Genomic DNA, 13,734 nt, shown 5'->3' with positions numbered 1-13,734 from the left:
TATGCGATGTTCATGCCAATCTCCTGCATGGTACGGCGCAGCGAGGGGATGCCGTACAGGTGCTGGATGAACACAATTTTGAACAATACCACCGGGTCAATGCTGGGACGGCCGTTGTCGCGGCTGTAAAGCGCATCCACCAAGTCGTACAGATGCGTAAAATCCACCGCGCTGTCAATCTGCCGCAGCAGATGCTCCGATGGAACCAGCTCCTCCAAACATAGGATTTCTACTACATTTCTGCGCAATTCCTGCTCTTTTGCTAGCACACGCCGTCCCTCCCCAGTCTTTTCTTATCTTTATTTTACCACACATACGCAAAAAAGCCCAGTGTATACTGGACTTTTTCGACAGGCTGAGACATCCAATTGGATGTCTTTTTTCTTTTCTCTTCTCTTAACCTTTCTCTTTCCTATCTTCTCTATTTTTCCATATTTATTTTGTTCTAATTGGTATCTTTGAATGTAATCCAGATGATATCTTTTGGCAGGCTGATATGTTTCAACCCTGAAATCTGAAATTCTGTTTTGCTTTTTGTAACTGCTGATCAAAAATTGAATTTTGTGATTCTATATGATATGATAATATCATAAAACGCTGACATTAAAATATCAAGAGGTTTGCAGAGCATCACGATACTGCGGCGACATTCCGCCGCCTTCGTTGTTGTGGTATAATATATATAACATAAACATATTGAAATGAGGTATCAGGTTGAGAGTTGTTGTAGCAATCGATTCCTTCAAAGGCAGTTTGACAACCCTACAAGCTGGAAATGCGGCAGCGCGTGGGATAAAAAGAGTTTTTGACAGTGCAATTGTTTCTGTTTGTCCGCTTGCTGATGGCGGAGAGGGAACACTGAATGCTTTGCTCTATGAGGATGAAACAGATTTGCAGAAAGTGAAAGTTTGTAATCCTTTAGGTCAAAGGATCAATGCACATTATGGAATTATAGACGATGGAGGCACAGCTGTTATCGAAATCGCAGCAGCTGCGGGAATAACACTTATAAAAGAAGAAGAAAAAAATCCTATGAATACAACGACGTATGGTGTCGGTGAGTTGATTAAGGATGCTGTCGCCAAAGGCTGTCGCAATTTTATTATTGGAATAGGTGGAAGTGCAACAAACGATTGCGGGATTGGGATGCTTCAGGCACTAGGATTTGATTTTTTAGATGCGGATGGCAAACCGGTTGAGTTTGGTGCGAAAGGTCTATATAACATAAAAAGCATTAGCATTAAAAATGCATTGCCAGAGCTTGCAGTATGTAGCTTTCATGTTGCATGTGATGTGAAAAATGTCCTGTGCGGAGCGCAGGGATGCAGTGCTGTATATGGAGCATAAAAAGGGGCTACATTACATATGATTCGGCAAATGGACAATTGGTTGAGAAAATTCGCTGTATTGACAAGGTCAATTTTAAAAACGGATTATTCTAATTATCCAGGATCCGGTGCTGCGGGAGGCCTTGGATTTGCATTTTTGACTTATCTTAACGCCACTCTTGAGCCAGGGATTGACCTGATTATTCGTGAAACACATCTTGAAGATTATATAAGAAATGCGGATATCGTGATTACGGGCGAGGGGAGGCTTGATGGACAGACTTGTATGGGAAAAGCCCCTGCCGGTGTCGCTGCAATTGCTAAAAAATATAATGTTCCTGTGATTGCTTTCTCAGGATGCGTGGCTGATGGAGCAAGGCGGTGCAATGAAAATGGAATTGATGCTTTTTTTCCGATATTAAGAAATCCAGGTACATTTGAAGAGGCAATGGAGGTTAAGAATGCTTGTCAGAATATGAGTGATACAGTTGAACAGGTGTTCAAACTCATTAAATCTGTATCAAAAAATGAATAATACGATTATATGCACTATAAGAATTTGGGAGATTTTGTATATGTATAAAAAGTAAAAGGTCTTTGACAAAATGAAAAGTATAACACAATCGATTCTGTGATGTATTGCTGCCAAGGAATTATTATGTTTAGGAAAAAAGCAGTAAATATAAAAAGCTGTGATAATTTTATCACAGCTCAGCCTGTCGAAAAAGCCCAGTGTATACTGGACTTTTTCGACAGGCTGAGAGGAAGGGAGACCTTCCTCTTTTGCATATATAAGAAAAATATTAAAACATCATGTTTTCTTGAAAAGATATTTTTTTTGCGTATTCTTCTAACCTCTCGGTAATGCGCTGCGCTTTCGACGGATTGATGAGGGCGCCAAAACTGCCGATGGCCAAAGAACCAATCAGATTCTTTTTGTGATCGTAAACCGGAAAAGCAATTCTTCTCAAACCAGATTTGGATGAGAGCTCATCATCACAGTATCCGTGTTTTCTGGTAAAATTCTGTGCCATATCAAATAAGTCTAAATGAATACTGTAGTAGTAATCCGGATAATTCTTTTCAATAAACGAATGGGGATTATCCAGCGTTGCCAGGTAAAGCTGCCCCCATGAACATAGTATGTTTCCACGGTCATATGAGCCTATTTCCTGCATACTGACATTATCAACTGCCAGCACTTTGTCGAGAAGAGATATATTACCTGTGTTAGTGATTCCGAATAAAACCGCTGTGACACGGAATTCCTGCTCCAGCAGCTCTAAATATTTTCTTGCCCGTTCCTTCATGATGCTATAGATATTGATGCTGTCATTTAGAACAGTGAGCTTTGCACCCTGTAAGTATTTTGCATCATCACTTTTATTTATATAACCGAGTTCGATTAAAGTAGATAGATAGCGGTTCAAACTATTGGAATTGATACCAGCCAGTTCCTGAATTCTATTGAAGCCTAACCCGGGATTCCGCGTGATAATTTCAAGTATTTTAAGCCCATAAGCAATGGCCGGTGCAGCATATTTTTTTTCCATTCTACCCTCCCGATATTCTTCCTATATTCGGAATCTTCCAATTCGTAATCTATCTGGATTATATCTAATATTGTATATTTTGTCAAATCTTTTTAAAGCAAACAAATACTTCTACTACTGATGCGTTTTAAAGGAATTTCGTTAATAAAGAGGGATATTTATTTGTATAATATTAAAAAGGTTGAAGAAAGAGTAGGATTATTATGTCGTTTTTTAGAATTATATGGAATTAATTTAAATATATTTTCATTTTATGGTTGACATTTTTGCTTAGTATTTATATACTATATATAGATAATTATATATAAGTGATAAAGGCAGCCCTGCTGAAAGCAGGTACGCAAAGCTATAGGGCCTAATACCCTTCTTAAGGGTTATGGTAGCCAGCTACCGCAAACCAGTTTTTTGGTTTGCTTTTTTTATACCAACAAATCAAGGACTGGATAAAATACAGAGAGGTGAAAATGATGAAAAATCTTTTACAAAGGACACTTCTTTTTTCGTTCTTGATGACCGCTATATTGACTTTTTCCTGTTTTGTATCTGCCTTTGCAGAAGGAAGTAAGGAAATGACGCAAAATGGGGGATATCGTCCCTATTTGGAATGGGATCCATATCAGCAGACAGCGTCTCTGTCTAGAGTTAATGTGCTGAAAGTCTATGTGAATGCAGGAGAACAGATTGATTTCGGTTCAAGCGTTCCGGAGGCTATGAATGGGGAAGATATTGTTGTCCGCACACCAAGCGGAGCGGAAACAATCTATGATGTGCTGGCAGACGGCACAGGGTTGATTGACACCTATGAAAAGGAACAAATCGGACCTTATCCAGAATTGGGCGGTTATATACCGCTGAGCATCCTGTCAGAGGAAACCGGTTTTTGGGAGTTTGAGTTTCATTCACCTGTTCCGACAAAGAAAGGTTCTAACGGTAATGATAGTGTGAATCCTCCGGCTACTCCTGTTTCCAAAATTTCAATCGGTGCAGAGCAGGGGAGAGCGGTGGCGGCGTGGGATATCACGGTGAAGAAGGATGGCGTAGCCATTCCAGGCAGAACTTTTTCAAACTATATCGCTATGAATCTTGGGAAGAACGTCAGCGATCAAAAGGTGATGAACGGCGTTATTTATGTACTTACAAAAGATGGATATCAGTATCGTGTTGATATGAATGGGTTGGATCCCTATGGGTTTATGTTTTTTGCAAATAATCGCGGATTGATTGACAGCACTGCAAATACATCGCTTTATCACAATGCAATTGCGGTTGATATGGGAAACAATAATCTTTTGGCACTAAGAGGTAATATCAAATTGCAAATGCCAAATGTGCCGGATACGGAAACGGATATTACACATTATGTGTTCTTTAACAAGCCAGCAGAAGATCTTCCGGTTTCGATGCCTACATCAGCAATTTCTCCAACGACGGCACAGACCTACCGTTTTGTCGGAAAAGCTTCCGGTGTCACCGATGAAGGGGCTGGCGGAGCTTTTAATACTAGTTTTGACAAATCTACTACGTATCAGATAACAATTGATGTTAATGCAAACGGTATGTATGATGAGGGACTCGATGTTCTTCTTGCTAATGCGGCGAAACCAGGAGAGAATGTAATCTACTGGGATGGGTTGGATGCACAAGGGAACGTTGTAAAAGCCGGCACTTATAAAGCTTCTTTGAAAACCAAAGGCGGTGAATACCACTTTCCGCTTTTAGATGCAGAAAACAATGCATATGGAATTAAAATCTAACTGATGAATCCTCCCTATGCAGTTGAGGGCTATAATCCCAACGGTATTTATTATGACAACTCCTGCTACACGGCCGCGGATGGCACCTATATTGATACCAACCCCTCAGCAAACGGAGCGCTTGTACCTACCATTGCACTCAACGGGATTGACAGTTCTGGAGGTGCTCTTGCATACCGCAATGCACAGGGGAACAATAAGGTTCTTGATGTGTGGACCTACTTTCCAGGTAACACATATGATATTTCTTTTGCTGTTTTAGGAAGAGGAACAGAGATAAAACTAAAGAATGACTATGCGTATATTTATGGATACTCTGACACGGAGATGGCGGCGGAAAATCCGATTATCCGTTGTGAGGCTTCTGCGCTGATGCACAGACTGCTGAAACAGAACGATATGCTGGGCGGCTATCAAAAACCGCATATTCCTTCCTACACTGAGCTGGATGGATCAGAGTGGTATTATGCGGCAGTAGAATATATGACTTATATCGGAATGTATCATCCGGATGATTTAAATGGTGTTATTTCCCCTGCTACCCATGTGACGAGAGGGGAAGCAGCAAAATTATTTGTCTTGTCTCTGGGACTGGAAAGTACTGAAAATGTCTGTTTCTTTGACGATTTGGATACCAGCCATCCGTATTATAGTCATATCAATACATTGATAGCCAATGGATATATGCTGGGAGACAAAGATACGAATATATTCCGTCCGGATGCTCCGATGACAAGAGCGGAATATGTTGCAGTATATAACAGAATCATCGGCCGTGATGACAGATATGATATCACAACAGACGTGGAAGGAAATCCTGTTGAATGTGGCTTTGAAGATTTATAGCCTTCCCAGTGGTATTATGAAGATATGATGAGAGCCACGAATTCCTTCACGAATTACAAGGTGGATCCCTCTAAACGGCAGTATAGAAACGAATTGGATGAATATTCTGTACCTAACCAGACAGCGGAAGAAGGAAACGGTAAAATAGAAGAGCATCCTATTTCTTCCGAGCAGTAGGGAGTGTTTGGACGGATAAGAGAGCCCCTCCGACGTTCGCCGGAGGGGCTCTCTTCGGTCAATCAGCTGTTCCATTCTCCTGAATGATCTTTAAAATTTTGTCATAAGATTTGTCCAGCTTTTTATTGTGAGGTAACTCTTTTGCCGCCAGAATATTTTCTTTTGCTTTTTTGTAGTCTCCACTGTCCATATGTAGGGAACAAAGATAGGAATAGAAAAAGCTTTTTTCATTATCCGTATCAAAATTTTTCATCTTTACTTTTTGAGCATATTCTAATGCTTTGCGTGTGTCTCCGAATTTCTGCAGTGTCAGCATGGATTTGGAAAGATAATAATACGCTTTTCGGTAAGGAAGCAGAAAATAAGGCAACGTAGCAGTCAAAAATAGATTGGACAGTCCCAATTTGTCTTTTAGGAGCATGGTGTGCCCAAGCGTCACAAATCCAAACAGGATATACCAAATAAATAGTATGGTATTTCCAAGAGCTGTATAATTTGTCAAGATTCCCAGAACGCCCAGAAAAATCATAAAGCAGGGAATCAGCTCGCTGTTTCTTTTCTTCATCGTACTTACAGGATATGAGCTTTTTTGAAAGCTTGTTTCAGAGCGATTCCAAGCGGGAGTGCGATTACAATTCCAATTCCGGTCGTAGTCAGGGAGGCAATCGCATTGATATAGGCTACTCCCATATCATAGATAACACAGTCCGCCGCAAAATAGCCAGCCAGGGATATCACGCCCCCTGCCAGACAGCCCAGTATATCAAATGCGCTTTGCCTTCCGAAACCGCCGTTTTTCCGACCGGCAAAGGAAATCAAACCGCACACCAATCCGGTTAGTCCTTTTGTCAGCAGCGTCCAGGGTGCATAGGCGACATAACCGCCTAACAAATCAAACAGGCCAAGGCCGATTCCACCCGCCAGACCGCCTTTGACGCCGCCGAACAGCATTGCGGAGATAAAAATCGCTGTTGTGCCGAGATGTATCATTGCTTTGCCGAACGGAATGTGGATATAAGTAGCTACAAAACAGATAGCCGCAAGCAGTGCGGTGATTACAATGTCTTTTACAGTTAGTTTTTTGTTTGCCATAAGAAACCCCTTACTTTTTTGATTTAACTTTTATATTATAACAAGATAAAGATACTTTTGCAAGGCAAAAGTTACCTTATAAAGCGTTTCAACCTCGTGGTATGGGGATATATACCTATCATGTGCTGAGATGAAGAAATTTTGCCGTTTTAGAAGAGAAGGAGACAACACAACGAGGTTATAACAAGACAAAGATACTTTTGCAAGGCAAAAGTTACCTTATAAAGCGTTTCAACCTCGTGGTATGGGGATATATACCTATCATGTGCTGAGATGAAGAAATTTTGCCGTTTTAGAAGAGAAGGAGACAACACAACGAGGTTATAACAAGACAAAGATACTTTTGCAAGGCAAAAGTTACCTTATAAAGCGTTTCAACCTCGTGGTATGGAGATATATACCTATCATGTGCTGAGATGAAGGAATTATGCCGTTTTAGAAGAGAAGGAGACAACACAACGAGGTTATAATACAAAATAAGAAAAACTTCAAGGTTGCTTTTCGTAAAATACTTGCATTTTTTCCTGCTTCATATTAAAATAATACTATTAAGCATTAGGGAGAACAGAAATGAAAAATGATTTTTTGCCGATTTCCAGACAGGATATGGAAAGACGTGGGTGGAAGCAGGCGGATTTTATACTGGTTACTGCTGATGCCTACGTGGATCATCCATCCTTTGCAAATGCGATTATATCCCGTGTTCTGGAGTCGGAAGGCTATAAAGTTGGATTGATTTCCCAGCCGGACTGGAATGACAGGAAGGCCTTTCAAGTGCTTGGGACTCCAAAATATGCCTTTCTGGTTTCCGGCGGTAATATCGATTCTATGGTCAACCATTACACGGTTTCCAAAAAGCGGAGAAATACAGACAGCTATTCTCCCGGTGGAAAGGCCGGATTGCGACCCGATCGTCCTACGATTGTATACTGCAATAAGCTGCGGGAGGCGTTTTCTAAGGACATTCCTATCGTAATCGGAGGTATTGAAGCGTCCCTTCGTCGCTTTGCTCACTACGACTATTGGCAGGATAAGGTGCGGCGCTCCATCCTGTGTGATTCCCAGGCAAATCTGCTGAGCTACGGGATGGGGGAGCGCTCCATTGTCCAGATTGCGGAGCGGCTGAGAAGCGGCATTCCCATACAGGAAATCCGTGATGTGGCGGGAACTTGTTATCTGACAAAATCGGTTGATGAAATCGAGAACAAAATCTTGCTGTCCTCCTTTGACGAGATTCGCCGGGATAAGCGGAAATATGCGATGAATTGCCGAACGGAATACGAGGAGCAGAATCCATTCCGCGGAAAAATTCTTGCGGAGGAACAGACGGACGGCTTTTATCTGGTGCAGAATCCGCCCCAGAAACCGCTCGGCAGAGCGGAGCTGGATAGGGTGTACTCCCTGAAATATCAGCGGGCATGGCATCCTGTATATGACAAACAGGGCGGGGTTCCCGCTATTGAAGAAGTGAAGTTTTCCGTGATATCCGAGCGAGGCTGTTTCGGAGCCTGCAATTTCTGTGCCCTTGCTTTTCATCAGGGGCGGGTGGTTACCTCCCGCAGTCATCAATCCATTGTGACCGAGGTGAAAAAAATTACTCATGATCCGGATTTTAAAGGATATATTCACGATGTGGGAGGTCCCACGGCAAATTTTCGGATGGAGGCATGTGAAAAGCAGAAAACGCACGGCGCCTGTAAAGACAAACAGTGCCTGTATCCAAAGCCCTGTAAAAATCTGAGGGTTTCTCACCGGGACTATCTGGAGCTGCTTCGGAAAATCAAACAGATTGACGGCGTTAAAAAGGTGTTTATCCGGTCCGGTATCCGATTTGATTACCTGCTGGCGGACAAGGATGACACTTTTTTTCGGGAATTGGTGCGGGATCACGTTTCCGGCCAGTTGAAGGTGGCGCCGGAGCACTGCTCCGACAACGTGTTAAAAAGGATGGGGAAGCCGGAGATCTCGGTCTATAATCAGTTTAAAAAGAAATTTTTTCAGTATTGCTCTGAATGCGGAAAAGAACAGTATTTGGTTCCCTATCTGATGTCTTCTCATCCGGGAAGCACTTTGAAAGACGCGGTGCGGATGGCAGAATTTTTGCGGGATTCCAATTATCAGCCGGAACAGGTGCAGGATTTTTATCCGACACCGGGTACCATTTCCACCTGTATGTATTATACCGGTCTGGATCCTAGAAGCATGGAAAAGGTTTATGTACCCCGCTCCTATAAAGAGAAACAGATGCAAAGGGCTTTGCTGCAGTATCGCCGCAAAGAGAATTACCAGACGGTTAAGGAAGCACTTACGCTGGTGGGAAGAACGGATCTCATCGGTTTTGACAGCCGGTGTCTGATACGGCCGCAGGTGACAAAGGCAAAGAGTCGGAAAGGCTGGAAAGAGCAGGGATCATCGCTGAAACAGAAAAGTCAAAAGAATCAAAAAAACATTATAAATCATGGGAGGAATACCAATGAAAATCATAGACGGAAAAGCAGTATCGGCAAAGGTAAGACAGGAAATCAAAAAAGAGGTGGGAAACCTAAAAGATAAAGGGCTCACTCCGGGTTTGGCGGTTGTGATCGTCGGACAAGATCCGGCTTCAAGGGTCTATGTCAACAATAAAAAAAAGGCTTGCCTGGAGTTGGGAATGTATTCCGAGGAATATGCCTTGCCTGAGGAGACAACCCAGGAGGAGCTGCTGCGCTTGGTGCAGAAGCTGAATGCCAAGGAGGATATTCACGGAATCCTGGTTCAGCTTCCTTTGCCGAAGCATCTTGATGAAAAGACGGTAATCAATAACATCGATCCCAAAAAGGATGTGGATGCATTTCATCCTGTCAATGTGGGAAAAATCATGATAGGTGATTACGACTATCTGCCCTGCACGCCGGCCGGCATCATGGAGCTTTTAAAGGATACCGGTATTGATTTGATAGGAAAAGAATGTGTTGTGATTGGAAGAAGTAATATTGTAGGAAAGCCGATGGCAATGCTTTTGCTCCATCAGAATGCAACCGTGACGATCTGTCATTCCAAAACCAGAAATCTGAAAGAAATAGTCAAACGTGCGGATGTTGTTGTTGCTGCGGTTGGCAGGGCGAATTTTGTGACAGCGGACATGGTGAAAGAGGGAGCCGTTGTGATTGACGTTGGAATGAACCGGCTGGAAAACGGAAAGCTGTGCGGCGATGTGAATTTCGACGAGGTCAGCAAGATAGCAGGCTTTATTACTCCGGTGCCCGGCGGTGTGGGTCCGATGACCATCACAACCTTAATGAAAAATACGCTGACAGCAGCACAGAAACAGAGGTGAACGGATTGAGACTGGATAAATATTTGAAAGTATCCCGCCTGATTAAACGCAGAACGGTTGCGAATGAGGCGTGCGAGCAGGGACGGGTTCTGCTGAACGATAAGGTGGCAAAGCCTTCTGCCGATGTGAGGATCGGTGATGTTCTTGTGATCAAATTTGGAGAAAAGGAATTGAAAGTCCGTGTAACCGCTGTTGCGGAGCATGTGAAAAAGGATGACGCTTCCTCCATGTTTGAGGCGATTGTGTAACTTCGCTTATAACTGCGGGCAGGATGTTCTCAGCCTCTTTCGGCGGCGGGATCCATATGCCCATGAAGTGGAAGTTGGCTCTTCGTGTGACACTGCCATGCAGAGCCTTGTACTCGTTGCATAACGGGGCAATGCCTTCTATTGAAAATCTGCATATTTGACCGCTTTTCCGCATAGATTGTAACATCAACGGAAAGGCGGTTGTTTTTATGGAAGAAAGAAAAAACACAACTCAAAAAATTGTTTCCAATATTATTGTGGAAAGCCGTGAGAGAATCACTGTTTCCGGCGTCAATGATGTGGAGTCTTTTGATGAAAACAGTATTATTCTCTCCACGGAGCTTGGAAATCTGATCATCAAAGGACAAGATTTGAAGATTGGAAAATTGAATCTGGATTCCGGAGAAGTGCTTGCCGAGGGTGACTTTGACTCTTTTGAGTACGCCGACTACGGAACCCAAAAAGGCAGTTTTTTCTCAAAAATGTTTAAGTAGGTTAAACCGCTATGTTAGAATTTTCAGTAAAGCAGCAGACACTGCATTTCTTTTACTATGTGATTGTGGGACTGTCAGTGGGAATTTTATTCGACCTTTTCCGCTCTGTTCGTGTGCGCTATCAAAAAAATAAACCGATGACCCATATTATGGATGTCGTTTTTGGATTGAGCTGTACCGGATACCTTATCGCTGTTTTTTATCGTTTAGATGGATTGATGCTATGCATTTTTAATATGATAGGCGCTGTTTTGGGGCTGATTCTATATTTTTTACTGTTTTGCCGCTTTTTCAGAGCCGTTTTCCAAAAAATATTAACGATTTTTATAAAAATTTTTAAAATAGTCTTGTATCCTGTGCTATTATTGTGTAAAATAGGAATTAAGATCTTTCTCTTTTTCAAAAAGCAGTTTTTATGGTTCGGAAAGCGCTTTTTGAAATGGAAGGGACGTTTCAAAAATTATACGCGGAAAAGGTTCGGCATACTACGAAAAAAGATTCAAAAGAATTGACGGAAAGGATTGCTTTTATGAAACGAAAGATAAACTATAAAAGAGTTACTGTCTTTATTTTAGTCTTGCTTACAGTATATTTTTGCAACATGCACTATAAAGCAATTCTGGATAACGTCAATATCAAAAACGAAAGCGAAAAGATAGCTGGCCTGCTGGAGACGGAGAAGAAGAAAAACGAAGAGCTGAAAGCCCAGCAGGAAAATCTGGATTCGGATGAATATTATGAAAAGCTTGCCCGTGAGGAACTCGGCTATTTAAAGCCGGAAGAAAAGGTGTTCATCGATTCTCAAAAAAAATAAGCAAAAAAGTATTGACATTTTAGTTTAATCGTGATATTATATAAAAGTGCTCAAAAGAAAGCAGGCCGCTTGCCGGAGTGGCGGAACTGGCAGACGCCCAGGACTTAAAATCCTGTGGGATTTATTTCCCGTACCGGTTCGATTCCGGTCTCCGGCACCAATTCTATATATCGCAGGGTAGAGCAGTCTGGTAGCTCGTCGGGCTCATAACCCGGAGGTCGTCGGTTCAAATCCGGCCCCTGCACCCAGAAAAAAGACTATTCGAAAGAATAGTCTTTTTTTATGAAATTTGCCTACCGCAGGTGAAATAGCTAAGCTATGAAATACACTGTGTGTATAAAAAATTGCTTCACAATATGAATGGAAAATTTCATCTCATATCGAAATTAAATTAATGAAGAACACGTAAAACACTCTTTTAGGGAGAGTTTTGCGTGTTCTGTCTATTATTTGTCGGTTGACAGGTATAGTTGGGCTTTGATAATATATAGCTAAATGAAATAAAATCAAGAAGGCGGTAAAGTTTATATGTCAAACTATTCGGCAAATTTTTCATTTCATTTAAAGGCTCTGCGAGAGAAAAGGAACCTTACACAAAAAGCCTTTGCAGAATTAATACAGTATTCAGAGAAAACGGTAAGCAAATGGGAATGTGGTTCTAGTGTTCCTTGCATAGATACTTTGTTTGATATTTCTAAAATTTTACACACAAGCATCGAGACCCTATTTAGTGAAAGATATATATATTATCTTGGTATTGATGGGGGTGGAACAAAAACAGAACTAGCCCTTGCGGATAAGAATGGAAATATAATTCGTACATTAAAAACAGAACCGTGTAATCCTGTTGATATAGGATTGAATGCATCCACAGTTATTCTTGAGGATGCTATATATAAAATATGCAGTGATATAAGTTTTTCCTCGATTTATTGCTTTGCAGGAATTGCAGGCGGAATAACGAACGATATGCAGCAGATGCTTAAAGCGTTTTTTAGTAAATTCAACTTTCTTGGTTTTTCGAACGATTCTGATAATAAAAATATTATTGCAGCAGGGTTAGGAGATTGTGATGGAATAACCTTGATTCTGGGTACAGGAATATGTGCGTATATCCAAAAAAATAAAAAACATAGAAGAATATCTGGTTGGGGTTATTTAATTGATAATGGTGGAAGCGGTTACAATTTGGGACGTGATGCATTAAATGCCTATTTTAGCGCCGTTGATGAAACAGGTCCCAAAACAGCACTGACGGAAGTGATTGATGAAATGTATCCGGAAGGCATGCAGAAACTTATAGAATATATTTATAGCGGTGGAAAAAAGGCTGTTGGACAATAGTCAATAAAATAGACACGAAAAGAGAAAGATTAAGAGGAAAACACCTCCTCAAAAGTCAGTTCTTTTTCGTTGGGCGTCAAGTAAGCATTTGAACTATGTGGGCGCTGGGAGTTGTAGAAATGAATATAAGTAAACAGCGAAAGCTGTAAATCGTTTAAGGAACAATAGGTTTTGCGGTTGGTTTCCTCAAGTTTCAGAAATTTGAAGAAACTTTCCGCCACCGCATTGTCATATGGGTGGCCTTTGGCAGAGAAGGATTGCACAACACCGCAGCCGTCAAGCAGCCTGCGGAATTCTTTGGCAGTGTATTGACTGCCGCGGTCGGAATGAAAAAGCAGTCCGGTCGGTTCTCCCCGGTTATTCCATGCGGATTGAAACGTATCAATAGTGAGGTGGACATTCATTTTGGGACTGAGCTGGTAAGCGATCACTTTTCGTGCAAATAAGTCAATTACAATGCAGAAGTAATAAAACCGGCTGCCAACCCGGATATATGTGATATCACTGACCCAAACCTGATTTGGAGCGGATGGATTGAAGTTTTGCTTTAGGTGGTTGGGGCAGTCAGAATCAGCGGTATTTATAGAAAAAACCGCTTTTGGTTTGATGGATGACATTTTGGGGAGCTGCATGGATTTCATCAGACGGTACACTCGACCGGTGCTGATGGATATGCCATATTCAACCCAAAGCCGCTGCCTGATTTTATACGCGCCGAACCGTTTTTCAGATTTAGCATATAGTTCCAGAATTGCGGAACGAATTTTT

Annotated in this window: 15 protein-coding genes, 2 tRNA genes, 1 pseudogene and 1 riboswitch; of the genes and pseudogenes, 13 read left to right on the top strand and 5 right to left on the bottom strand. The window is 41.8% G+C overall.

Going from position 1 to position 13,734, the window contains the following annotated elements; translation table 11 throughout:
• A partial coding sequence (locus KQI32_RS12160; RefSeq protein WP_216423449.1) for a transposase occupies positions 1 to 269 on the bottom strand: 269 nt, incomplete at its 3' end.
• A gap of 445 nt (positions 270 to 714) precedes the next feature.
• Here KQI32_RS12160 and KQI32_RS12155 point away from each other — a divergent pair.
• Positions 715 to 1,863, top strand: a pseudogene (locus KQI32_RS12155) (glycerate kinase).
• 268 nt (positions 1,864 to 2,131) lie between these two features.
• On the opposite strand, the gene KQI32_RS12150 reads toward KQI32_RS12155, so the two are convergent.
• Positions 2,132 to 2,881 (bottom strand): winged helix-turn-helix transcriptional regulator, encoded by a 750-nt coding sequence (locus tag KQI32_RS12150; protein WP_216425668.1) that lies wholly within the window; start codon positions 2,879 to 2,881, stop codon positions 2,132 to 2,134.
• Between the two features lie 306 nt (positions 2,882 to 3,187).
• A riboswitch (cyclic di-GMP riboswitch) is annotated at positions 3,188 to 3,276 on the top strand.
• 174 nt (positions 3,277 to 3,450) lie between these two features.
• Between KQI32_RS12150 and KQI32_RS12145 the strand changes: the two genes are divergently transcribed.
• Genes KQI32_RS12145 through KQI32_RS12135 form a run of 3 tightly spaced genes read left to right on the top strand, consistent with a single transcriptional unit; the run spans position 3,451 to position 5,658 of the window.
• Positions 3,451 to 4,635, top strand: coding sequence for a hypothetical protein (locus KQI32_RS12145; protein WP_216425666.1), 1,185 nt, complete (start codon positions 3,451 to 3,453; stop codon positions 4,633 to 4,635).
• Positions 4,636 to 4,638: 3 nt separating this feature from the next.
• Positions 4,639 to 5,481: an S-layer homology domain-containing protein gene (locus KQI32_RS12140; protein ID WP_216425664.1), complete on the top strand. Its 843-nt coding sequence runs from the start codon at positions 4,639 to 4,641 to the stop codon at positions 5,479 to 5,481.
• 24 nt (positions 5,482 to 5,505) lie between these two features.
• A complete protein-coding gene (locus tag KQI32_RS12135) occupies positions 5,506 to 5,658 on the top strand; it encodes a hypothetical protein (protein ID WP_216425663.1) in 153 nt (50 codons plus the stop codon).
• A 58-nt stretch (positions 5,659 to 5,716) separates the two neighbouring features.
• On the opposite strand, the gene KQI32_RS12130 is transcribed toward KQI32_RS12135, so the two are convergent.
• Positions 5,717 to 6,223 carry a hypothetical protein gene (locus tag KQI32_RS12130; protein ID WP_216425661.1) on the bottom strand — a complete coding sequence of 169 codons (507 nt, stop codon included), beginning with the start codon at positions 6,221 to 6,223 and terminating at the stop codon, positions 5,717 to 5,719.
• A gap of 5 nt (positions 6,224 to 6,228) precedes the next feature.
• The gene (locus KQI32_RS12125; protein WP_177689697.1) at positions 6,229 to 6,750 is read right to left on the bottom strand and encodes an ECF transporter S component; all 522 of its coding nucleotides are present in this window, start codon (positions 6,748 to 6,750) and stop codon (positions 6,229 to 6,231) included.
• Positions 6,751 to 7,320: 570 nt separating this feature from the next.
• On the opposite strand from KQI32_RS12125, the gene KQI32_RS12120 reads away from it, so the two are divergent.
• The 9 genes from KQI32_RS12120 to KQI32_RS12080 all read left to right on the top strand — a co-directional run bounded on the left by KQI32_RS12120 (position 7,321) and on the right by KQI32_RS12080 (position 12,966).
• Complete coding sequence (locus tag KQI32_RS12120; protein ID WP_216425659.1) at positions 7,321 to 9,303, top strand: YgiQ family radical SAM protein; 1,983 nt, start codon at positions 7,321 to 7,323, stop codon at positions 9,301 to 9,303.
• On the top strand, positions 9,224 to 10,066 hold the full coding sequence (gene folD, locus KQI32_RS12115; protein ID WP_374197085.1) for a bifunctional methylenetetrahydrofolate dehydrogenase/methenyltetrahydrofolate cyclohydrolase FolD: 843 nt from the start codon (positions 9,224 to 9,226) through the stop codon (positions 10,064 to 10,066). Before KQI32_RS12120 ends, folD begins: the two co-directional genes overlap by 80 nt.
• Positions 10,067 to 10,071: 5 nt before the next feature.
• Positions 10,072 to 10,314 carry an RNA-binding S4 domain-containing protein gene (locus KQI32_RS12110; protein WP_177689693.1) on the top strand — a complete coding sequence of 81 codons (243 nt, stop codon included), beginning with the start codon at positions 10,072 to 10,074 and terminating at the stop codon, positions 10,312 to 10,314.
• A 209-nt stretch (positions 10,315 to 10,523) separates the two neighbouring features.
• Positions 10,524 to 10,808 carry a sporulation protein YabP gene (gene yabP / locus KQI32_RS12105; protein WP_177689692.1) on the top strand — a complete coding sequence of 95 codons (285 nt, stop codon included), beginning with the start codon at positions 10,524 to 10,526 and terminating at the stop codon, positions 10,806 to 10,808.
• An 11-nt stretch (positions 10,809 to 10,819) separates the two neighbouring features.
• A complete protein-coding gene (yabQ, locus tag KQI32_RS13690; protein ID WP_177689691.1) occupies positions 10,820 to 11,320 on the top strand; it encodes a spore cortex biosynthesis protein YabQ in 501 nt (166 codons plus the stop codon).
• Between the two features lie 17 nt (positions 11,321 to 11,337).
• Complete coding sequence (locus tag KQI32_RS12095) at positions 11,338 to 11,622, top strand: septum formation initiator family protein (RefSeq protein ID WP_177689689.1); 285 nt, start codon at positions 11,338 to 11,340, stop codon at positions 11,620 to 11,622.
• A gap of 71 nt (positions 11,623 to 11,693) precedes the next feature.
• Positions 11,694 to 11,782: transfer RNA gene (locus tag KQI32_RS12090), tRNA-Leu, on the top strand.
• 11 nt (positions 11,783 to 11,793) lie between these two features.
• Positions 11,794 to 11,870, top strand: a tRNA-Met gene (locus tag KQI32_RS12085).
• A gap of 280 nt (positions 11,871 to 12,150) precedes the next feature.
• Positions 12,151 to 12,966: a BadF/BadG/BcrA/BcrD ATPase family protein gene (locus KQI32_RS12080; RefSeq protein WP_216425655.1), complete on the top strand. Its 816-nt coding sequence runs from the start codon at positions 12,151 to 12,153 to the stop codon at positions 12,964 to 12,966.
• Between the two features lie 29 nt (positions 12,967 to 12,995).
• Here KQI32_RS12080 and KQI32_RS12075 read toward each other — a convergent pair.
• Positions 12,996 to 13,734 (bottom strand): IS3 family transposase (locus KQI32_RS12075; protein WP_216425653.1); only part of this gene is annotated, 739 nt, incomplete at its 5' end.

It is taken from the genome of Acetivibrio sp. MSJd-27 (genome assembly GCF_018918095.1).
GTDB lineage: Bacteria > Bacillota > Clostridia > UMGS1840 > HGM11507 > HGM11507.
Note: the sequence above shows the minus strand (reverse complement) of the source record. Positions and strands in the feature narration are given on the sequence as shown.

Bases quoted from the DNA above. Each gene is read 5' to 3' on its own strand.
- KQI32_RS12150 (WP_216425668.1), bottom strand. From the start codon at position 2,881: ATGGAAAAAAAATATGCTGCACCGGCCATTGCTTATGGGCTTAAAATA.
- KQI32_RS12145 (WP_216425666.1), top strand. From the start codon at position 3,451: ATGACGCAAAATGGGGGATATCGTCCCTATTTGGAATGGGATCCATAT.
- KQI32_RS12140 (WP_216425664.1), top strand. From the start codon at position 4,639: ATGAATCCTCCCTATGCAGTTGAGGGCTATAATCCCAACGGTATTTAT.
- KQI32_RS12135 (WP_216425663.1), top strand. From the start codon at position 5,506: ATGATGAGAGCCACGAATTCCTTCACGAATTACAAGGTGGATCCCTCT.
- KQI32_RS12130 (WP_216425661.1), bottom strand. From the start codon at position 6,223: ATGAAGAAAAGAAACAGCGAGCTGATTCCCTGCTTTATGATTTTTCTG.
- KQI32_RS12125 (WP_177689697.1), bottom strand. From the start codon at position 6,750: ATGGCAAACAAAAAACTAACTGTAAAAGACATTGTAATCACCGCACTG.
- KQI32_RS12120 (WP_216425659.1), top strand. From the start codon at position 7,321: ATGAAAAATGATTTTTTGCCGATTTCCAGACAGGATATGGAAAGACGT.
- folD (WP_374197085.1), top strand. From the start codon at position 9,224: ATGAAAATCATAGACGGAAAAGCAGTATCGGCAAAGGTAAGACAGGAA.
- yabP (WP_177689692.1), top strand. From the start codon at position 10,524: ATGGAAGAAAGAAAAAACACAACTCAAAAAATTGTTTCCAATATTATT.
- yabQ (WP_177689691.1), top strand. From the start codon at position 10,820: ATGTTAGAATTTTCAGTAAAGCAGCAGACACTGCATTTCTTTTACTAT.
- KQI32_RS12095 (WP_177689689.1), top strand. From the start codon at position 11,338: ATGAAACGAAAGATAAACTATAAAAGAGTTACTGTCTTTATTTTAGTC.
- KQI32_RS12080 (WP_216425655.1), top strand. From the start codon at position 12,151: ATGTCAAACTATTCGGCAAATTTTTCATTTCATTTAAAGGCTCTGCGA.